This window comes from Acinetobacter sp. P1(2023) (assembly GCF_028367635.1).
Classification (GTDB): Bacteria; Pseudomonadota; Gammaproteobacteria; order Pseudomonadales; family Moraxellaceae; genus Acinetobacter; species Acinetobacter pittii_E.
Map to the genome: position 1 here is coordinate 44,299 of NZ_JAQNDD010000001.1, position 21,285 is coordinate 65,583.

General features: G+C 40.3%; 18 protein-coding genes. 7 read left to right on the forward strand and 11 right to left on the reverse strand.

Going from position 1 to position 21,285, the window contains the following annotated elements:
* Nucleotides 1-2 precede the first annotated feature (2 nt).
* From POD11_RS00195 to POD11_RS00205, 3 genes are all read left to right on the forward strand, one after another.
* Nucleotides 3-1,208, forward strand: coding sequence for a 3-oxoadipyl-CoA thiolase (locus POD11_RS00195; RefSeq protein WP_262455893.1), 1,206 nt, complete (start codon nt 3-5; stop codon nt 1,206-1,208).
* A gap of 107 nt (nt 1,209-1,315) precedes the next feature.
* Nucleotides 1,316-2,158, forward strand: coding sequence for an IclR family transcriptional regulator (locus tag POD11_RS00200; RefSeq protein ID WP_000081482.1), 843 nt, complete (start codon nt 1,316-1,318; stop codon nt 2,156-2,158).
* Nucleotides 2,159-2,221: 63 nt separating this feature from the next.
* The gene (locus POD11_RS00205) at nt 2,222-3,394 is read left to right on the forward strand and encodes an MFS transporter (RefSeq protein WP_262455894.1); all 1,173 of its coding nucleotides are present in this window, start codon (nt 2,222-2,224) and stop codon (nt 3,392-3,394) included.
* 58 nt (nt 3,395-3,452) lie between these two features.
* Here POD11_RS00205 and POD11_RS00210 read toward each other — a convergent pair whose 3' ends face one another.
* Entirely contained in the window at nt 3,453-4,424 is a 972-nt protein-coding gene (locus POD11_RS00210) for an NAD(P)H-dependent flavin oxidoreductase (RefSeq protein WP_239976097.1), read from the reverse strand.
* A gap of 285 nt (nt 4,425-4,709) precedes the next feature.
* On the opposite strand from POD11_RS00210, the gene POD11_RS00215 reads away from it, so the two are divergent.
* Nucleotides 4,710-5,519 carry an enoyl-CoA hydratase gene (locus POD11_RS00215; protein WP_262455895.1) on the forward strand — a complete coding sequence of 270 codons (810 nt, stop codon included), beginning with the start codon at nt 4,710-4,712 and terminating at the stop codon, nt 5,517-5,519.
* A gap of 65 nt (nt 5,520-5,584) precedes the next feature.
* On the opposite strand, the gene POD11_RS00220 is transcribed toward POD11_RS00215, so the two are convergent.
* Both POD11_RS00220 and POD11_RS00225 read right to left on the reverse strand, forming a co-directional pair.
* On the reverse strand, nt 5,585-6,430 hold the full coding sequence (locus POD11_RS00220; RefSeq protein WP_013198245.1) for an IclR family transcriptional regulator: 846 nt from the start codon (nt 6,428-6,430) through the stop codon (nt 5,585-5,587).
* Between the two features lie 184 nt (nt 6,431-6,614).
* A complete protein-coding gene (locus POD11_RS00225) occupies nt 6,615-7,832 on the reverse strand; it encodes a CaiB/BaiF CoA transferase family protein (protein ID WP_262455896.1) in 1,218 nt (405 codons plus the stop codon).
* Between the two features lie 331 nt (nt 7,833-8,163).
* Between POD11_RS00225 and POD11_RS00230 the strand changes: the two genes are divergently transcribed.
* Together POD11_RS00230 and POD11_RS00235 are read left to right on the forward strand one after the other, a co-directional pair.
* Nucleotides 8,164-9,315 carry an acyl-CoA dehydrogenase family protein gene (locus tag POD11_RS00230; RefSeq protein ID WP_262455897.1) on the forward strand — a complete coding sequence of 384 codons (1,152 nt, stop codon included), beginning with the start codon at nt 8,164-8,166 and terminating at the stop codon, nt 9,313-9,315.
* Between the two features lie 61 nt (nt 9,316-9,376).
* Nucleotides 9,377-10,627: an MFS transporter gene (locus tag POD11_RS00235; protein ID WP_062849363.1), complete on the forward strand. Its 1,251-nt coding sequence runs from the start codon at nt 9,377-9,379 to the stop codon at nt 10,625-10,627.
* Nucleotides 10,628-10,833: 206 nt separating this feature from the next.
* Here POD11_RS00235 and phnX read toward each other — a convergent pair whose 3' ends face one another.
* The 8 genes from phnX to pobA form a co-directional block, all read right to left on the reverse strand.
* Nucleotides 10,834-11,649: a phosphonoacetaldehyde hydrolase gene (gene phnX / locus POD11_RS00240; RefSeq protein WP_262455898.1), complete on the reverse strand. Its 816-nt coding sequence runs from the start codon at nt 11,647-11,649 to the stop codon at nt 10,834-10,836.
* 33 nt (nt 11,650-11,682) lie between these two features.
* Nucleotides 11,683-12,870 (reverse strand): 2-aminoethylphosphonate--pyruvate transaminase, encoded by a 1,188-nt coding sequence (phnW, locus tag POD11_RS00245; RefSeq protein ID WP_262456276.1) that lies wholly within the window; start codon nt 12,868-12,870, stop codon nt 11,683-11,685.
* A 26-nt stretch (nt 12,871-12,896) separates the two neighbouring features.
* Complete coding sequence (locus POD11_RS00250; protein ID WP_262455899.1) at nt 12,897-14,051, reverse strand: TIGR03364 family FAD-dependent oxidoreductase; 1,155 nt, start codon at nt 14,049-14,051, stop codon at nt 12,897-12,899.
* A 105-nt stretch (nt 14,052-14,156) separates the two neighbouring features.
* Nucleotides 14,157-15,866 carry a putative 2-aminoethylphosphonate ABC transporter permease subunit gene (locus POD11_RS00255; RefSeq protein WP_262455900.1) on the reverse strand — a complete coding sequence of 570 codons (1,710 nt, stop codon included), beginning with the start codon at nt 15,864-15,866 and terminating at the stop codon, nt 14,157-14,159.
* Nucleotides 15,860-17,062 (reverse strand): ABC transporter ATP-binding protein, encoded by a 1,203-nt coding sequence (locus POD11_RS00260; RefSeq protein WP_262455902.1) that lies wholly within the window; start codon nt 17,060-17,062, stop codon nt 15,860-15,862. The genes POD11_RS00255 and POD11_RS00260 overlap by 7 nt, the downstream gene beginning before the upstream one ends.
* A 22-nt stretch (nt 17,063-17,084) precedes the next feature.
* The gene (locus POD11_RS00265; protein WP_262455904.1) at nt 17,085-18,122 is read right to left on the reverse strand and encodes a putative 2-aminoethylphosphonate ABC transporter substrate-binding protein; all 1,038 of its coding nucleotides are present in this window, start codon (nt 18,120-18,122) and stop codon (nt 17,085-17,087) included.
* A gap of 91 nt (nt 18,123-18,213) precedes the next feature.
* Nucleotides 18,214-18,936 (reverse strand): UTRA domain-containing protein, encoded by a 723-nt coding sequence (locus POD11_RS00270; protein WP_262455907.1) that lies wholly within the window; start codon nt 18,934-18,936, stop codon nt 18,214-18,216.
* A 174-nt stretch (nt 18,937-19,110) separates the two neighbouring features.
* The gene (gene pobA / locus POD11_RS00275) at nt 19,111-20,325 is read right to left on the reverse strand and encodes a 4-hydroxybenzoate 3-monooxygenase (protein WP_262455908.1); all 1,215 of its coding nucleotides are present in this window, start codon (nt 20,323-20,325) and stop codon (nt 19,111-19,113) included.
* A gap of 141 nt (nt 20,326-20,466) precedes the next feature.
* Between pobA and pobR the strand changes: the two genes are divergently transcribed.
* Complete coding sequence (pobR, locus tag POD11_RS00280) at nt 20,467-21,282, forward strand: IclR family transcriptional regulator PobR (protein WP_262455909.1); 816 nt, start codon at nt 20,467-20,469, stop codon at nt 21,280-21,282.
* The last annotated feature ends 3 nt before the right edge of the window (nt 21,283-21,285 follow it).

Below are 21,285 nucleotides of genomic sequence, written 5' to 3' on the forward strand. Positions count from 1 at the left end.
CAATGTTAAATGCATATATTTATGATGGTTTACGCAGTCCATTTGGCCGTCATGCAGGTGAACTTGCCTCTATTCGCCCTGATGATTTAGCCGCAACTATCATTCAAAAACTACTAGAAAAAACTGGTGTGCCGGGCGCGGATATTGAAGATGTGATTTTAGGCGACACCAACCAAGCGGGTGAAGATAGTCGTAATGTGGCGAGAAATGCCCTGTTACTTGCCGGCTTACCTGTCACTGTACCAGGCCAGACGGTAAACCGCCTATGTGCTAGTGGTTTAGGTGCCGTAATTGACTCGGCACGTGCAATTACTTGTGGTGAAGGCGAACTCTATATCGCAGGTGGTGTAGAAAGTATGTCACGTGCTCCATTTGTAATGGGTAAAGCAGAAAGTGCTTATAGCCGTGATGCAAAAATTTATGACACCACGATTGGCTCTCGTTTTCCAAATAAAAAAATTATTGCTCAGTACGGTGGTCATTCAATGCCTGAAACGGGTGATAACGTTGCAGCCGACTTTGGTATTAGCCGCGAGCAGGCTGATTTATTTGCAGCTCAATCACAAGCCAAATATCAAAAAGCCAAAGAAGAAGGTTTCTTTGCCGATGAAATTACCCCAATTGAGGTTTTCCAAGGCAAAAAATTGCCACCTAAACTCGTTTCAGAAGATGAACACCCTCGCCCAAGCTCAACTGTTGAAGCACTCACAAAGTTAAAACCGCTCTTTGATGGTGGCGTGGTTACTGCGGGTAATGCCTCAGGTATTAATGATGGTGCAGCAGCACTTTTGATTGGTTCAGAAGCAGCAGGTCAAAAATATGGCCTAAAACCAATGGCAAAAATCTTGTCCGCTGCGGCTGCTGGTATTGAACCACGCATTATGGGTGCAGGCCCTATTGAAGCCATTAAAAAAGCCGTTGCGCGTGCTGGTCTTACTTTAGATGACATGGATATTATTGAAATTAATGAAGCCTTTGCTTCACAGGTTTTATCTTGTTTAAAAGGCTTAAATGTTGATTTTAATGACCCACGTGTAAACCCAAACGGTGGCGCGATTGCTGTTGGTCATCCACTTGGTGCCTCTGGCGCACGTCTTAGCTTAACAGTAGCACGCGAGCTAATTCGTCGTAAAAAGAAATATGCCGTGGTGAGCCTATGTATTGGTGTAGGTCAAGGTCTTGCAATGGTGATTGAAAACGTTTCATAAACTGCACCAGATATCCATTCATCACAACAGCGCAGTGATGAATGGATTTATTTTGCAGAGCGAAATATAATGGCAAAACTATTGCTTTAATTATATTTGAGGATCGAATGTCTCAAAACACGGAAACTGAAAAACCAATAAATTTTGATGAGATACGTTTAGATCCTATTTCGCATATACATCGGGAAAATAACCCGCAATTTATTGCTTCTTTAGCACGCGGTTTAGAACTTTTAAGATGCTTTTCTGCAAATAATCAGGTGCTTGGTAATCAAGAATTAGCAAAAATGACAGGTTTACCGAAACCAACCATTGCACGTATTACCAATACCCTAGTGTCATTAGGTTATTTAAAACAATTGCCTAATTCGACCAAATACACACTAGATATTGGTGTCTTATCTTTAGGATACGCAGCATTATCTAACATCTCGATTCGCAATATTGCTCATCAATATATGGAAGAGATGAGTCAGTATGTTCAAGCACCTGTAGCGATGGCAACGCGTGATCGCTTAAATATGGTGTATATCGATGTTGTGCAAATTGAAACTGCATTAAATATGCGCCGTCCAATTGGTTCGACTTTGCCACTGCATAGTAGTTCAATGGGCCGAGCATGCTTAGCTGCGACCCCTGAACGTGAACGCAACTTTCTACTTGATGCGTTGAAACAAAAGAATCCCGAAAACTGGCCAGCCATAAAACGTTCTTTAGAACGAGCTTTCCGTGATTACCAAGATTATGGATATTGTTTGTCTTTAGGCGAGTGGCATAAAGAAGTGAACTCGGTGGCTGTACCTTTAGTCAGCTCCAAACATGGTCTTTATGTTTTTAACTGTGGTGCGCCAAGTTTTCATTTAAATCCGGAAAAACTTGAAGGTGAAATTGGACCACGCTTAATTCACATGGTGCACAATATTCAAGATGCCTTGAATGAAACGCACTAACAATCCTGCTTAAAACAGTCATGGTTGTGTTGATTAAAGTTCCACTTTCATTATGACTAAGGCATGATGAAAAACGCACTCTATACCCCAACCATTATTTTAATGGCGATTGCCGCAGGCATTTGTACAGGTGGAAACTATTTTAGTCAGCCACTTATTCACTCAATTAGTGTAAGCCTAAATTTAACCGAAACAACTACAGCGTGGGTGCCAACTCTAGCCCAAATCACCTACGCATGTGGCTTACTCTTTTTAATGCCATTGGGCGACATAATAGAAAAGCGCAAACTGCTATTTATCTTTATGTTATTGGCTTCAAGTGGATTAATTATTAGCGGTTTTTCGCACAATATTTATCTTTTACTGCTTGGTACCGTCATTACTGGTCTATTTTCCAGTTCAGCTCAATTGTTATTACCTCTTGCTGCAAGTCTAGTTCCGATTCAACAAAGTGGCCGTGTGGTTGGTTTTTTACTGAGCGGCCTCATGATGGGGGTTTTACTCGCCCGTTCCCTATCAGGATTGATGTCTACGCTTTTTGCTTGGAACATTATTTATCTGGTCAGTGGTTTTCTATTACTTATTATTGCCTTTATTTTGCACCGTAACATCGGGTTATTCCCACCGACTAAATCTGAAAACTATGCAAAAACCATCTGCTCGCTTCCGCAGATTTTTATTCAAAATCGACGTTTAAGAACTAGAACTTATATTGGTGGTTTTACATTTGCTTGTGTGAGTTTAACCTTTACCACCATGTCGTTGCTTTTGGCTCCAGCGCCCTATTTTTTTAGCGATTTTACCATCGGGCTTTTCAGTTTTGTTGGGGTATTAGGGACGTTCGTTGCCAATTTCTCAGGCAAATTTATTGACCAAGGCCATATCCATAAAATTTCAATTTATTGTGGCGTCGGGCTTATTTTAAGTTGGATTCTTTTTTCACTTTTAGCCTACCATTTCGCCTTTTATATTATTGCTTTACTCATTCTCTACGCTTCACTTTCTGCTGTTCATGTCACCAACCAAAGTATCGTATTTAAACTTAATCAAGAATTACGCTCACGGTTTAATGCTATTTATATGACAGGTTACTTTGCTGGCGGCGCATTAGGCACAACAGCAGGAAGCTATGCTTGGAAACACTTCGGATGGACAGGTGTCTGTATTTTAGGCTTAATTTTTGCCATTTTATGTCTTTATTATTGTGTGCGTGATGCAAAAAATCAGCACAATTAAAACTTGTGCTGATGTATATAAATTAGGCTAACAATGAGTTATAGAAGCTAGGATAATTCTATAAAAGTCCTAATAAGCGTCCGCGAATAATATCTTCTGCCTCTTTGACAATTCGGTTAACCAGTTCATCGCATGTCGGAATATCATGAATCAAGCTTGCGACCAAACCGCATGACCATGCACCTGCATTAACATTGCCATCAATCATGACTTTTGGATAAACACCTGCAACTTCTTCGATAATATCTTCGAATTTAATGTTATCGCCGAGTGCTTTTTCTTTTGCCACGATTTTCTCTACAGCAGCATTATTCATAACACGTTCAGTATTACGTAACGCACGCATAATTAAACGTGTATCTCGTTCGGTTGCATTTAAAATCGCCTGTTTTACATTTGCGTGTACGGGAGCTTCCTGAGTCGCAATAAAGCGCGTTCCCATATTAATTCCATCTGCTCCCATCGCTAAAGCAGCGGCGAGTGAACGTCCATCTGCCATTCCACCTGAGGCAACAAACGGGATTTCTAATGCATCGGCAGCTAAAGGCAATAAAATCATATTGGGCACATCATCTTCGCCTGGGTGACCACCGCACTCGAAACCATCTACAGAAACCGCATCGCACCCAATTTGCTGAGCTTTTAAGCTATGTCGAACCGAAGTACATTTGTGAATTACTTTAATGCCAGCAGCTTTTAAATACGGCATGACTTGTTCAGGATTCCGCCCTGCTGTTTCTACAATCTTTACACCACCTTTAATAATTGCATCTACAAAACCCGGATAATCAGGAGTATTCACCGTAGGCAAAAAGGTTAAATTTACCCCGAAAGGCTTATCGGTCATTTCTCGGCAACGTGCAATTTCTTTTGCCAAATTTTCAGGCGTACGCTGAGTCAGGCCAGTGATAATGCCTAAACCGCCCGCGTTTGAAACCGCAGCCGCCAGCTCTGCAAAACCAACATAATGCATACCGCCTTGAATAATAGGATGCTCGATTTCAAATAGTTCTGTAATTTTGGTCTTCATATTATTTCCACTCACTGTTCTATAGCTAGCTTCTCATTTCCTTCGCAGAGCTAGATGCTTATTTACGCACAAATCCCATCATCATTTAAAGTGATTTAAGGTAAAAATTTCACAATACAAAATTTTATACCACAATATAAAACAAAATAATTGATAACGGAATTATTTTTCGATAGCATCGTTTTAATAAGTTTAAATTTTAGACGGCAAGTTATTTGAATAAGTATGAGTTTCCGTAAAAAAGAAACAAATAATTTTCAAATAGTTAATTTAAAGGAATGAATGATGCAACAGGACAATAGAGCTCAAAACGTGCTTAAAACAGGCTCAATTCAACAGTTTTTTGATAAAAATATACTAACGCTCATCATGAGCAATCCCACCAAAAAAAATGCAATTAACTATGAAATGTATGCGGCTCTAAGTCTGGCATTAAATGAAGCTGCAACCAATCAAGACGTTCACGTGGTTATACTGACTGGTGAAGGAACTGCTTTTACCAGTGGCAATGATGTCAACGCATTCGAAACACGCGATACAACCAGTTCCGAACCGCCTTCTTCTATTGTTTTCTTAAAAAGCTTGGCAACCTTTCCAAAACCAATTATTGCCAAAGTAAATGGTGTGGCCATTGGCATCGGCAGCACCATGCTTCTACATTGCGACCTTGTGTATGCAAGCCAAAACTCTATTTTCCAATTCCCATTTGTAAACTTGGGACTAGTACCTGAAGCAGGTTCAAGTTATATCTTGCCAAGACTATTGGGCTTTGCTCGCGCTTCAGAAATTATTTTGCTCGGTGAAAAGTTTTCGGCAGATCAAGCAAAGAATTATGGCTTATTGAATGAAATATTTGAGGCAAATGAGCTGGATCAAGTCGTTGAAGATGTAGCAACTAAACTGGCTCACAAACCAAGCCAAGCCTTACAGCTGAGTAAAAAGTTGCTAAGAGATATGCCAATTGATGATCTACTCAATCGTATTGATCATGAGTCGACTATTTTCTCACATTGTTTGCAAGGTTCCGAGTTTAAAGAAGCATTAAATGCTTTCAAAGAAAAAAGAAAACCGAACTTTCACAAGCAAACAGCTTAAAGTTTGCCTACTAAAAAGCCAGCCTTGGAAAGCAAAGCTGGCTTTTATAAGTAAATCAGATTGGTTTAGCTAATCTCGGTGCGAATATTATTCACCATATGTAAAAGACGTGGTGCGATATCTTCTTCAAGCTTTTCACGGTTCATAATAAAACTTGGACCGCCACAGTTAAACACCAGTAAACCATGTTGCTCATGAATGAGTGGAACCGCAACCGAGTTCACGTCTTTATGCCATTCACCGATCGAAAAACAATATCCAAAATCTTGGTAGTCTTTAAAAGCTTTGTCTAGATCACGGTTAATTTTGATCCAGTCTTCTTTATGTTTGCTACGAATGGCATCTAACAGAAACTCTCTTTCATCTTCAGGCATTGCGGCTAAACATGCACGCCCCATCGAACTTAAATGAATCGGTAAATAGGTTCCAACTTGACGGCGCATGGTCATATTGCCTTTACCTTGTACCACATCAAGATAAATCATATTCAGTCGATCGCGTGTTGCCATTGCAACAGCAGCACCAGCATAGTCTGCCAAATTTTTCATATATGGATGAGCAATAGAGCGAATCGACACGTTAGATAGCATGGAATAACCAAATGCAAGAACACCCACTGAAAGCTGGAATTTGCTTGAGTTTGGTACTTGTTTGATATAACCCAAACGCGACAAGGTATGTGTAAGGCGAGTAATGGTTGGTTTTGGCAAACCTGTCATCTGAGCAAGCTCTTGGTTGCCCAAATGCTGATGCTTAGGCGTAAAACAACGTAATAGCTCTAAACCACGTGCTAATGCAGTAATAAATTGGCGATCATTTTCATCCTGCATATCTTCAATCGGATGTAATAATTCATGCCTTAACGGCGCTAATAATTTTTCTGTCGGTTCTGCATCTACTGCATCATTCATTGTCATACCAATCCACATTTTGTTTCGCACTGCGAAAATTATAATCTATTTTTTCTATAAATAGCAAAAGAGCAAACATCCTAGTCTGCGTCTAAAAGATAACTTCATTTAACTCATTAAAGCGAAAGGTTAAATATTTTATTTTCTGTTTTAAATATAATTTTAACCTTCCGCTTTAAGCAACTTATCCAATTACGCCCTTTTCTTTCAACTCAGCCAGTTTTTCTGAAGAAATCACTCGACCTAAAACCGCCTGAGTATGTTCTCCTAACAACGGAGGTGCTGTTTTGTACTCAACAGGTGTTCTAGAGAGTTTGATTGGTGACCCAATTACCTTCAATTTTTCACGTTGCGGGTGATTCATCTCGACCAACATTTCTCGAGCAATCACTTGCGGCTCTTGGAAAGCTTGTTCCAAATTATTAATCACACCAACCGGAACTTTAGCAGCGTAGATTGCATCTACCCATTCATCTGCCGTTTTAGTTAAAAAGTGTTTTGATAAAATCCCGATAATTTCCTCACGGTGTTTGATTCGATCTGCATTTCGGGCAAAACGTGCATCATTTGGTAAATCGGGTAATCCAATACTTCTACAAAGCTGAATAAACTGAGTGTCATTTCCACACGCGATAATAAAATCACGATCAGAAGCTTTAAATACCTGATAAGGCACAATATTGGCATGTGCATTGCCATAACGCTTCGGGATATTACCCGATGAAAGATAGTTCATTCCCTGATTTGCCATTGTGGCAATTTGAACATCAAGCAAAGCCATATCAATGTATTGGCCTAAACCCGTTACATGGCGGTTGAGTAAAGCAGCTTGTATGGCAATCGTAGAATAAAGACCTGTGGCTAAATCGGAAAATGCGACCCCTACTTTTTGTGGACCGCCACCCGGCAAATCATCACGTTCACCCGTAACTGACATGAGGCCGCCCATGCCTTGAATAATAAAGTCATAACCGGGTTCTTCTGCTCTTGGGCCCGTTTGACCAAAGCCTGTAATCGAGCAATACACCAGTTTAGGGTTAATCTCAGATAAAGACTCGTAATCCAAACCGTATTTTTTCAAAGAACCTGCTTTGTAGTTTTCAATCACGACATCGGTGTCTTGAATAAGGGCTTTAATTAGTTCTTGGCCATCAGAACTGGCAATATCGATGGCAACCGATAACTTATTGCGGTTAGTGGACTGGTAATAAGCGGCTTCTTGAGTGTCTTGGCCTGAGTCATTTTTCATCCAAGGCGGCCCCCAAGAACGAGTATCGTCACCGACTTTCGGTCTTTCAATCTTGATTACTTCTGCACCTAAATCGGCGAGAATCTGCCCACACCAAGGTCCAGCCAATACCCGACTTAAGTCAAGTACCCGAATTCCATTTAAAGCACCCATCTTCATCCCACTATATTTTGTGACTCATTTCCTATTGGAAAATTTATCCATTTAAAATTTCGCATAGCGATATATATTTTTAATATACACAGCTCATTTTAAAAATCAAACTTTAATTTTCCACTAAAAATAATGATTTTTTATAAGAAAATATAGCTTAAATAAATCAATAAATTAGACAAACATAAAACAACAACAAAGTATCGCATTGCGAAATTAATTTTCAAAATATATTGTTTTACGCTCTTCCTTTGATTACTATCGCTTCAAATATTGATGATTTTACAAACATCACATTGATGTTTTTTGCATGTAGTAAAAGGACGAGACTATGATTCGAGATCAGGAAACCTTAGATCAACTTGTTGATATGATTCGGCAATTTGTTGAAGGTGTATTAATTCCTCATGAGAATGAAGTCGCTGAAACGGATGAAATTCCTCAACATATCGTTGAACAAATGAAAGCGCTGGGATTATTTGGTTTAACCATTCCTGAAGAGTACGAAGGTCTTGGCCTAACAATGGAAGAAGAGGTCTATGTCGCTTTTGAATTAGGTCGTACCTCTCCTGCTTTTCGCTCTCTGATTGGAACCAATAATGGTATTGGTTCAAGTGGCCTGATTATTGACGGGACGGAAGCACAAAAATCATTTTTCTTGCCACGTTTAGCGCGTGGCGAAGTGATCAGTTCTTTTTGTTTAACCGAACCAGACGCAGGCTCGGACGCAGCCTCTTTAAAAACCAGTGCAGTAAAAGATGGCGATTTTTATGTGTTAAACGGTACTAAACGCTTTATTACCAATGCACCCCATGCTGGCGTATTTACAGTCATGGCACGTACAAATTCTGATATTAAAGGTGCTAGTGGTATTTCTGCGTTTATTGTCGACAGTCAAACCCTAGGCATTTCACTTGGTAAACGCGATAAAAAAATGGGTCAAAAAGGTGCCCATACCTGTGATGTGATTTTTGAAAATTGTCGTATTCCTGCCTCAGCACTCATTGGTGGCGTGGAAGGTGTTGGTTTTAAAACGGCCATGAAAGTGCTCGATAAAGGCCGTTTGCATATTGCTGCTTTAAGTGTTGGCGCAGCCACCAGAATGCTAGACGACTCTTTAAATTACGCCATCGAACGCAAGCAGTTTGGACAACCTATTGCCGAATTTCAACTCATTCAAGCCATGCTTGCCGACTCAAAAGCTGAAATTTATGCCGCTAAATGTATGGTCTTAGACGCTGCACGCCTACGCGATGCCGGACATAACGTTAGCACTGAAGCTTCATGCGCAAAAATGTTTGCGACCGAAATGTGTGGTCGTGTCGCCGATCGCTGTGTACAGATTCACGGCGGTGCAGGTTACATCAGTGAATATGCCATTGAACGTTTTTATCGAGATGTTCGTTTGTTCCGTCTCTATGAAGGGACCACTCAAATTCAACAAGTGATTATTGCCCGAAACATGATTCGCGCTGCGTCTTAATCAAATTTTAAGCACTTTAAAACGACTTGAAGTGCTTTTTATCAAATGTAGGTAATGGATTATGGCTACAAATTACAAAGAAGGTCTTTCTCGTATACAACCTCATACGTGGAAAATAGCATTCATTTTTGCCTTTCTGGCCCTATTGGTAGATGGTGCAGATTTGATGCTACTGTCTTATAGCTTAAATAGTATTAAGGCAGATTTTGGATTAAGTTCAGTACAAGCAGGTATGCTTGGCAGTTTTACATTAGCAGGTATGGCTGTTGGTGGCATTTTTGGGGGATGGGCATGCGATAAATTTGGTCGTGTGCGCATTGTGGTTATTTCTATTTTAATTTTCTCACTTCTCACCTGTGGCTTAGGTTTTACTCAAAGCTTTCTTCAGTTTGGTATTTTAAGATTTTTTGCGTCACTGGGTTTGGGTTCACTCTATATCGCCTGTAATACCCTCATGGCCGAATATGTACCAACACGTTACCGCACAACAGTCCTTGGAACCTTACAAGCTGGCTGGACTGTTGGATATATTGTTGCGACTTTACTTGCAGGTTGGATTATTCCTGATCATGGCTGGCGTATGTTGTTTTATGTTGCCATTATTCCCGTCGTTATTGCTGTTCTCATGCATATTCTGGTACCCGAACCAGAAGCATGGCAAAAGTCTCGACTACAACAACCGGTTTTGGCGCAAAACGCTCCAAAAACTTCAGCATTTAAGCTTATTTTCCAAGATAAACGAAACCGTAATATGTTTATCTTGTGGGCATTAACAGCAGGGTTTTTACAGTTTGGCTACTATGGTGTAAATAACTGGATGCCGTCATATCTAGAAAGTGAACTGGGTATGAAGTTCAAAGAAATGACAGCTTATATGGTAGGTACATATACCGCCATGATTTTAGGTAAAGTCCTTGCAGGCATGATGGCTGATAAATTAGGACGTCGCTTTACCTATGCATTCGGTGCAATCGGTACTGCTATTTTCTTACCACTAATTGTTTTTTATAACTCGCCAAGCAACATTCTCTATTTACTCATCACCTTTGGTTTCCTCTATGGCATCCCTTATGGCGTAAATGCAACCTATATGACCGAAAGTTTTGCGACAGCTATTCGCGGTACAGCCATTGGCGGCGCTTATAATGTTGGACGTTTAGGCGCGGCATTAGCTCCTGCAACTATCGGCTTCTTAGCATCCGGCGGCTCAATTGGTTTAGGTTTTGTCGTGATGGGTGCAGCTTACCTGATTTGTGGTGTGATCCCTGCTCTATTCATTAAAGAAAAAATATACGACCCACAAAAGTCGTAAAGAGATTCATTACATATATCTATATGTGGTGATGAAACTAACTATTGGAGCATATGTTTAGATAGTTAGAGGAAAATAGGAGTTTAATCCGTAAGGTTGCTCCTTATTTCCACGTATGTAGAGTTTATTACTCTTCATTTTAATTTTTTAGGTAAGCTTAGCTCCCAAGGGAGCTAAGCTTAAAAAGATATAGACCTAAACTTTGTTCAAGGTCGTTCACCCTGCCCCAAACGGCGTTCAATATCATCGAGTACATTTGGCAAGTCTGCGACACTATCAATCACATAGTGAGCACCCGAAGCATTCATTTTTCGATAGGCCTTATCTTTTAGCACAATCTGTTCATCAGTCGATAAAGCACTCCACTCTTCATAGCTTAAACCGACTTCATTACCGCTAATCGCCAGTCCTACAGTCCAGCATCCCGCATTTAAACCTTCATCAATACCCACCACGGTATCATCCACTTTTACAACAGTTTTGATGTCTGATACATCAAGTTGAATTAAGTTTTTCCATAACATTTCAGGATATGGACGACCAAATTTCACATCACTGGCAGTAACGATACAGTCCGGTCGATAGCCCTGATCGGCAGCATCTTTAACCAATCGCCCAATCATCATTGATGCATAACCTGTGTTACTGCCAATTTTTGCACCGCGGCCTTTAATATTTTCAAAAGTCGCCAATGCACCCGGAATTAAAGCAGAACATGTAGGAATCGATTTTAATTGGTAAGGAATAAAGTCTTTATATAAACGGTCAATATCTGCCTCTGTTGCAGGCTGCCCATATACCTCCTGCCATGCTGCTGCTACGCGCGGCATTTTTAAAACGGCAGCTATATGGTCGCGTTTTTCCAAACCCATTGGCGCACGAGCTTCTTCAATCGTAATTTCAACTTTATTGTCTTTAAATAAAGCCATAAAAGCCAAAATTGGTGCGCGTGAACCAAAATCTACTGTTGTGCCAGCCCAGTCAAAAACAACAGCCTGAATTTGTGTATTGTTCATCTTCATGATGTTTAACCTTTAATTTAAATGATTTAAAAACTATGCTGTTACAGCGTTCTGTAGATGGTTCTTGCAGTAGCTGGCAATTGCAGCAAGAAGTCCTTCAATGTCTTGAACATAAACTTCGCCAATATTGCCAATACGGAAACAGTTAAGATCGGTGACTTTGCCCGGATAAATCACGTAGCCTGATTTTTTCAAGGTTTCGTAAAAGGTCTGAAAGCTAAATGTTTCAACTGTCGGGTAAAGGAATGTTGTGATAATTGGTGATTGGGGTGCTTGATTGCCTAATACCAATTCAAAACCAAGCTGTTGCATACCTTGAGATAAGGTTTGCTGGTTTTGTAAATAACGTTGATAACGTGCAGCAACTCCGCCCTCTGCCTCAAGCTCAAGCAAGGCTTGGTAAAATGCACGTACTACATGGGTTGGCGAGGTAAAGCGCCATTTACCGTTATGCTGCTCCATAGTATTCCACTGGTCATATAAATCGAGGCTGACCGAACGTGCCAAACCTTTACACGCTTCTAGGCAATCACGTTTCGCCAAAATGAAACCAAAGCCCGGCACACCTTGAATACATTTATTCGCACTTGAAATCAGAAAATCTATTTCAAGCTCCGCGATATCCATAGGCACACCGCCAAATGAACTCATCGCATCTACAATCCAGATTTTTCCTGCCGATTTAACTAAACGACCAATGTCTTGAATTGGGTTTAAAATTCCCGTGGTGGTTTCACAGTGCACACAAGCAACATGGCTAATAGTTTGATCTTGTAAAACACGTTCAATCTCTTGTAAATCTGGTGTTTGGGTTTCTAAATAGTTCAGCTCTATCACTTCAATATTTAGGCAACGCGCCATTTGCACCATACGTGCACCATAAGCGCCATTATTAATAATCAAGATTTTGCCATCACGTGGAATAGCCGAACCCAGCACAGACTCCACCGCAAAACTGCCACTGCCTTGCATTAACACAGCCGTATATGTTTCAGGTTGACTGGTTGCCAAGTTGACCAGTCGAGAGCGGATATCTTGTACAAGCGAATTATATTCTTGATCCCAAGTACACCAGTCTTTTTGCATAGCACGGCGGACCGTCGCAGAAGTTGATAATGGACCTGGTGTCAAAAGCAGATATTTGTTTTCTAAATCCATATCGATTTGTGGTTGCATGTTCATAAGATTGCTCGTTTCGTTCACGTTAATTTCAATATACACCAATCTGGTTTAAACCAGATGACAAACTAGTAAATATTTTGTTCTAATATTTCTTTCATAAATCCAGCCCCTGTGGTCATGCCTTTGCCAGCAATTGCACTCACCAGAAAGATGTTCTTTTCAGCTTCAGTAACACAGGCCAGCTCATGTTCATGGGTGAGGTAATAACCATTCCAACGCTTTTGAATTGGAGGTAAAGTCAGCCCCAGTTTTTCGTGGCAGTAGGCTTGAATAAATTGATTAATGTCTTCGCGTTGCTCAAATTGAGGTGCTTCATCAAGCGGATGGTATTCGTGACTATCACCCACAATCAGTTCACCAAATTCGTTTTGTTTAATCAGAATATGAATCCCAAATTCTTTAACAAATCCTTGTTGTGACGCTTTAATCAGCTCATCATGACTTGGGCAAATCCCAAAGGCTGGATAGCGCGAAATCGATAAACCTGAATAAAGAGAAGCATTTAATTTTTGTTTAAATGGTTGAGTTAACGCCATTTGTAAGCCACAGCGTTTCAAGTTCAAACGTTGTAGCAACTCTGGATATAAAACATCGATCACTTCACCGTGACAGATCAAAACTTTATTTGCCCAATAAATCTCACCATTTGCCAGATGAACCTGACACTTGTCCTGCTGATATTTGGTTTGTACTACACACGCATTGGTATAAATCTCTACACCTTTTCTTTGTGCATATGCCAATAGTCGCTGACCGATCACATGCGGCTCTATCGAATAATCTTCCTCAAAGATTAAGCCGCCTTGGAACTGCTGCTCAGGATTCAAATACGAAAATTGTGTGGTGAGTTCTTTATAGCTGAACAGATGAACCGGAATCTGGTACCGGCCTGCACGCTCGGCAAACTCATTTAAAACCTGCCATTCAAGTGCAGTGTTTGCCAGATATATGCCTTGTCTTTGCTCAAATGAAATATCGGTTTCAGCTTGAATACGCTGGTAAAAAGAGCGCGTTTCAAGTGCATACTTTCGCCACGGTTGTTCTGGATGGGTTAATGTCGATGTTCCGACCATGCCAAAATTACGTCGAGTTGCACCTACAGGCTTGGCATTTTTCTCGAAGATACAGACTTTTAAGCCTTGCTCTTGTGCCTGTATAGCAGCGGACAAACCTAAAATTCCGGCACCGACAACAATTAAATCAAACTGTACATGATTCATAAGACTTCCAATTTGCGAAATTTAGGATGAACAAACCCTTGCCTTGTTGAACAAAGCATTTCGTTTCAGTCGGTTAAATAAAAATTATATTTAGCTAAACATCACTTAGTGGGAACTTTCACGCCATTGTTGGCTTCTTGCCATGATTTTTCGGGTAAATAACCAATGAATGAGTTTTACAACACATGAGGTTGTTAAAATCAAAATACTCATCGCAACAGCAGCAACCGTATCGCCTGCATCATCCATATTTAAAACAGCCACCGCAGCTAAACTGGTATCTGGTGAATAGAGGAAAATGGCAGCCGATACAGTCGTCATGGCATTTACAAAAACATAGACCGACACATCACAGAGCGCTGGAAAACACATAGGCAAATACACTTTCCAAAAGGTTTTCCACTTCGATGTCCCTAGAGTTTGCGCTGCCTGATCAAGCTGTAGCGGAATCTGTTTAATGGCATTGGTTAAAGTCAGATGTGGCACAGTGTAATAATGCACGATGGTTGAAATCACCAAAATGGTCATGGTTCCATACAGCACATTTAACGGGTTGCTTTGCTGGTTAAAGAACAGAATATAAGCAATACCTAGAACTAGCCCCGGCACTGCAAGAGGTAATAGAACCAAAGCTTGCACATAATTTTTAATGAGCGGATGCGCCTTAAAACGTTCAGTTAATAGTGCCACCATAAAAATCAGTGCCGTTCCAAAAACTGTACTAAAAAGTGCCATGCGAACCGAGTTAAAGTATGCTGCCCAACCACCACCATCGACATATTCAAAACTGTAGTGTTGCAAGGTCAAAGACAAATCATAAGGCCAAGACTGGATAAATGAAGCCAGTACCGCCGTAAAGATAATCAGTAAAATCGCACCTGAAACCAAGCCACAAAATAAAGTCAAAACCGTTTCAAGTTTTTTATTACGCGCAGAGACATAAGGTTTAGTCTGAAAAGATTGAAAACATGCATGGCGTTTGCTTTGTATTCGATCGAAAATGAACACAAAAACTGCCGGTAGCAATAACAAGATGGAAATCACTGCTCCCATGCTCATATTTTGCTGACCAATAATCTGTTTATAGACATCAAGCGCCATCATGTTAAATGAACCGCCAATGACTTTTGGAATACCAAAATCTGTCAGTACATAAATAAAAGCCACTAGACTTGCGCTAATAAGCCCATAACGAATTGCAGGTAAAGTCACATGATAATGTGTCTTCCAGATATTTTTACCCAGCGACAAAGAGGCTTCAATTAAACGCTGATCGACACTTCTAAAAGAGACCATCATTAGCATTAAAATTGCTGGAAATAGCCAAAAGCAATAACTGATTAAAATACCGATTGGGCCATAAATCTGTACATCACCCAATAAAGGCTTGAAAACACCTTGCTTGCCAAATAAATAAACCAATGCCAAAGATGGCAAAAGTGACGGTGCCAAGATCGGTAAAAATGCCACCAATTTAAAGAAGCCTTTGCCTTTAATAGTGACATTAGTCAGTGCAAACGCATAAATACTAGCAAGAAAAACTGTAATGACAGTAGCAGTACAAGCGATCCACACAGAGTTAAATACGGAACTGAGTAAAGCGGAACTACCAAAATAATTGTAAAAGTTTCCAAGGCCAACAAAGTTTTGATTTTCATCAAAAAAAGCACTTTGAAACAGCATTATTAAGGGAGCAATAATCGCTAATGTCAAAGCAATTGCAACGCTCGCCAAAGCAATATTTGACCTTAATGAGTATTCAGTTTTTTGACGCGGCTGTGTTTTTAAAACCGCTGAAGCAGTTTCATTTAACATAGTGCATACCCTTGATCGTCAAAAACATGGATGAGCTGATTAGGCACTTTTATAAACATGAGTTCTTGCAAAGATTTGAACTTTGTATTTTCAATTTCAATTTGCAAAAGGTGTTTTGCCTGCTCAATTCCATCAATATGAATGGCGCAAAATAAACGGCGTTTTGCACCTAAAAATTCAGTGCTTAATACTTTAACTGGCAAATACAGCGATTCTTTGTCACTGCCAAAATCATCTACCAACTCGACTGCTTCGGGTCTAAAACCCATACTGTAGTTTTGCCCAGTTTTTAGCTTTTGCTGCTCCAAATTTAAAGGAATAAAACCTAAAACATTGAGCTGATTCGGTACTGCACAAGTAGCTTTTAAAAAGTTCATAGTCCCAATAAACTTGGCAACGAATTGGGTTTGTGGCTTGTAATAAATATTGTGTGGCGTATCAATTTGCTCAATCACGCCATGATTCATCACCACAACACGGTCAGAAATGCTTAATGCTTCTTCTTGGTCGTGCGTCACCATAATGGTTGGCAAATTAAGCTGCGATTGAATCGAGCGAATCTTTTGTCTTAGGTTCAAACGTACCTGAGCATCAAGTGCTGAAAGCGGTTCATCTAGCAATAAAATATCCGGATTCGGTGCAATTGCCCGAGCGAGCGCAACACGTTGCTGCTGCCCGCCCGATAATTGGTTTGGATATTTTTTTGCAATATCAGGTAACTCAATCAGCTCTAATAACTGCTGAACCCGTTGATTACGCTGTGCTTTATCCCACTTTTTTTTGTCCAAGCCAAAAGCAATATTTTCTTCAACGTTTAAATTTGGAAATAACGCATAGTTTTGAAACACAATGCCACAGTGACGTTTTTCAGCACTCAGCAAAGTAATATCTGTACCCTTTTTTATGACTTTTCCATAATCAGGTTTTTCTAGACCTGCAATTATGCGTAACAATGTGGTTTTACCGCATCCTGAAGGCCCTAAAAAGCTGACGAACTCGCCAGCTTTCAGGTCTAAATTAATATGTGTTAGAGCCTGAAAGTGTTGGAACTTTTTTTGAATATCCACCACTTCTAAAACTGAGGGGCCATGTTCAGGATATTTATAGGTCGTTAAGGTCGACAATAAATGCCCTGCTAACTCGCCCTTTGGGTTTTGACCTAGCAGCGATGATTGCAATGACGAAGGTATTTGCATAATGAGGCCCTTATTCAAAAGATCACTTTTCAAAACGCTTTGACCATTCAGCCAAAATACGTTCACGCTGTTCGGCCGCCCAATAAAAATCATTTTTTACAAGCAGTTGAGGAAGGTTTTTCGGGAAACTCATGGTGGTATTTTCAATACCTTTATAAGCGACCATTGAAAAGTTATGCGCATAAGCTTCATTTGCCGCTTTGCTTACCGACCAATTAATAAATTTTTGTGCGCTACTTAATTTCTTGGTTCCTTTCACAATTGCTGAAGCTTCCATTTCCCAGCCTAAACCTTCAGTTGGATAAACAACTTCTAAAGGTGCCCCTTCAGCTTTTAATTTAAATGCTGGATAACCGAAAGAAACACCAATTGGAATTTCGCCTTGTGCCGCCATCTTGCAAGGTTTTGAACCAGAGTGAGGATATTGCGAAATGTTTTTATCTAAAGCCTGCATATAGTCCCATGCCTGCTTTTCGCCCCAGATCTGCATCCAAGCCGTGACATCCAAATACCCTGTGCCACTCGAAGCTGGATTTGGCATCACAATCAGGTTTTTATAAATCGGGTTGGTTAAATCTTTCCAAGTTTTTGGAATCGGTAACTTACGTTTTTCTAATTCGACTTTATTCACACAGATTGCAGATTCCCATGCATCCATGCCTGTCCAAGTCGGTACAGGTTTTTGACTTACAAATTCGGGTTTTAAATTTTGGATGCCTTCAGGTTTAAAAGGCTCAAGCATGTCTTTCTTTTCCATGACCAGCAAACTGGTTAAAGCCACACCAAAAACTACATCCGCTTGCGGTTTTTTTTGTTCTGCCAAAAGTTTTGCGGTGATTACACCTGTTGAATCACGTACCCATTTTACTTTGAGTTCTGGATAGGCTTTGTGTAATTCTTCTTGGTATTGTTTAAGCTGGTCGGCTTCCACTGCCGTATAGACTGTAATTTCTTCTGAGTTTTTTGATGTTGCTGATGAACATCCCATTTGAATAGCGACCACCACACCTAAAACTGATGCAGTGCCGAGTTTAATTGTCTGTTGAACATACTGTTTCATCTGCAAACCATCGAATGCAATTATTTGATGATCTTATTTCAACAGGTTTATATGACAGTTTGATTAATCTGGTTTAAACCAGATTGTATTTTTATGCTCGTGCTTCGAAATGTAAATCTAAAACATCGTGTAGCCAATATTCTTGGTCAACATCGGTAATCACGCCCTTTTCATTTCTGTTACTACGGCAAATATATAGACCGAGCGCACCCGTATTTACATGCAATGCTTTAGCCTGTTGGTCAGATAAAGCTGTTGGATAGAGGTTAATGTCGGCTCGGGTGATATGGCAGTTATATTGATTTGCCATCAGTAAAGTAATGGATTGCTTGAGATCATGAGTTAAAAACTCAGGAAAAAGCTCTGCATTCACACGTAAATGTTCAACCAAAACAGGTCGTCCATTAATACAGCGACGACGCCAAACTGAATAAATCGGATGCCCTTTTTCAACTTTTAAATGCTTGGCATCCCAAGAAGTGGCCTGAGTCAGTTCACTGGAAATCACTTCTGTAGAAGGTTCATAGCCTTGTTCAATCACAAACTGGTTAAAGTTTTTTGTCGATTGAGGGTGATAAATAATACGCGGAGAACGAACATACCAACCACGGCGGTCTAATCGATAAATCAAACCATCAGTTTCCAAAGCCAGCAAAGCTTCACGTGCAGCAACCCGAGTGGTTTGGAATTGCTCAGATAGCACTCTTTCCGATGGGAGTTTTGCGTGGGCGTCTAATACACCAGATTCAATATCGTGGGCAATTGCATCGCGAATAGGAATATATTTAGGTATGCGTGCTTGGTCCTGTTCCATACAAACTTAGAATTTATAAATAAAGAAATTAATAGCAATATACTGAAAAAATATGACAAAAGCTTTTATTAATGCTGATCTTTTAAGCAAAGCGCACCGCATCTCAGACTTTTTCCAACTGAATTTTCCTATAGAAAAAGGGCATCTATGTGCCCTTTTATCTTTTTTTAATTGTTAACTCGCATGTTTAAAACTATCAATTTGCTTAATCTCATAAGGCAAACCGACATAGTTTTCGGCTAATGTAGTTTTACCCGCAATCGAACCCAGTACATAACTTAGCTCTGCTTGCTTAATCTTATGATCAAACTCACTTTCAGTTTCAAAACGGTGTAATAAATGAGTCATCCACCAAGAAAAACGTTCAGCTTTCCAAACACGTTGTAAGCATTTTTCAGAGTATTCATTTATACCTTGTTCTGAACCCTCCACATAATATTCAACAAGTGCACTTGATAAATAAGCAATATCAGAGGCAGCGAGATTTAGACCTTTTGCCCCTGTCGGTGGAACAATATGCGCAGCATCGCCTGCTAAAAATAGTTTTCCGAAACGCATTGGCTCGGTCACAAAGCTACGTAACGGCGCGATACTTTTTTCAATAGAAGGTCCCGTCACTAGCTTTTCACGGCTTTCAGGGTCAAGGCGGTTTTTTAACTCATCCCAAAATTTTTCATCGGACCAATCTTCAACGTGATCAGTTAAAGGGACTTGTAAATAATAGCGGCTGCGTGTTTCTGAACGCATACTGCATAAAGCAAAACCACGTTCTGACTGTACGTAAATGAGTTCATCGGCTACAGGTGGAACATCGGCCAATACGCCCAACCAGCCAAACGGATAAACTTTTTCAAAGGTCTTAATTTTATCTTCGGGCACGCTGGCACGGCAAACACCGTGGTAGCCATCACACCCTGCTATAAAGTCACACTGAATTTGATAGGCTTTACCTTGGTACTCAAACTCAACTTTCGGAGCCGTGTAGAAATCTTTCACCTGTACATTTTGAGCTTCATAAAATGAAGTGAGTTGTGCTGCTTCACGGGCAGTCATTAAATCTTTAGTCACTTCGGTCTGACCATATACGGTCACTTGTTTTCCGCCCGTGAGTGCTGCTAAATCAACCCGATGCAATTCACCGTTGGTTAAGATTTCGATGCCCGAATGCGGTAATCCTTTGTCTTTTAAGTTTTGGTCAACGCCTGCTTGTTTCAGCAAGTCGACCGAAACTTGTTCTAAAATTCCTGCACGAATCCGTGAAGCCACATATTCAGCACTACGTTGCTCAACAATAATATGATCGATGCCAGCTTTATATAGAAGTTGCCCAAGCAATAACCCTGCTGGTCCAGATCCAATAATTGCAACCTGTGTCTTTAAAATATCCATAACTTCATCCTTGTTTCATCCTGACTTTTAAATTACTGGCTTTAAGTTTTGTTCACTATGTATCCAAGACGAAAATAACCGTTTATCATTTAGTTTGTCCGGATAGCGGACAGAAACAACCAAAATAACAGGAATGAATGGATGCCTTCTATCGATGCTTTTTTAGAGCACCCGACCTCGCATGAGAAAATTCGTCAAGATGACTACATTGCAGGATTAGCTAAAGGCTTGGCTTTACTGGAAGCTTTTGGAACAGATCGGCAACGGCTTAATGTCACTCAAGTGGCTGAGCGAACTGGTATTAGTCGTACAGCGGCAAGGCGTTATTTAAAAACTTTAAAATACTTAGGCTATTTAGAAACAGATGAACATTACTTTTGGTTGACTCATCGTGTGCTACGCTTTTCGAGTTCTTATTTAAGCTCTGCCCATCTGCCTAAAGTTGCTCAATCATTTTTAAATCTTTTGTGCGCGCAGACGTCTCTGACTTTTTCGATTGTAGTTTTGGACGATAATGAAGTCGTACCGATTGCCCGTAGCTATTTACCGCAGCAAGATAATTTGCGTGTAAGCCCTTACGGTATGCATTTAGGCAACCGACTGCCTGCCCATGCCACTTCTACGGGTAAAGTATTGCTGGCAGCACTGTCTGAAGAAGCTCAACACACGTGGGTAAAAACTTACGGTTTAAAGCGTTTAACCCCTTTTACCCTCGTAGATGAGTCAAAGTTTTTTGAAGTGCTTAAGAGCATTTCGTTATCGGATTATTGTCTTTCTAAAGAAGAACATGAGCTTGGCGTGATTGCGATTGCCGTGCCCATTTTTAATGCACAAGGTCAAGCGGTGGCAGCGCTTAACTGCATGTCTCAAACTAACCGTGTACAAGAAGATTATTTAGTTCAGCAAATTTTGCCCTTACTGCGTAACACGGCAAATGAACTCAGAAATGTGATTTAAATT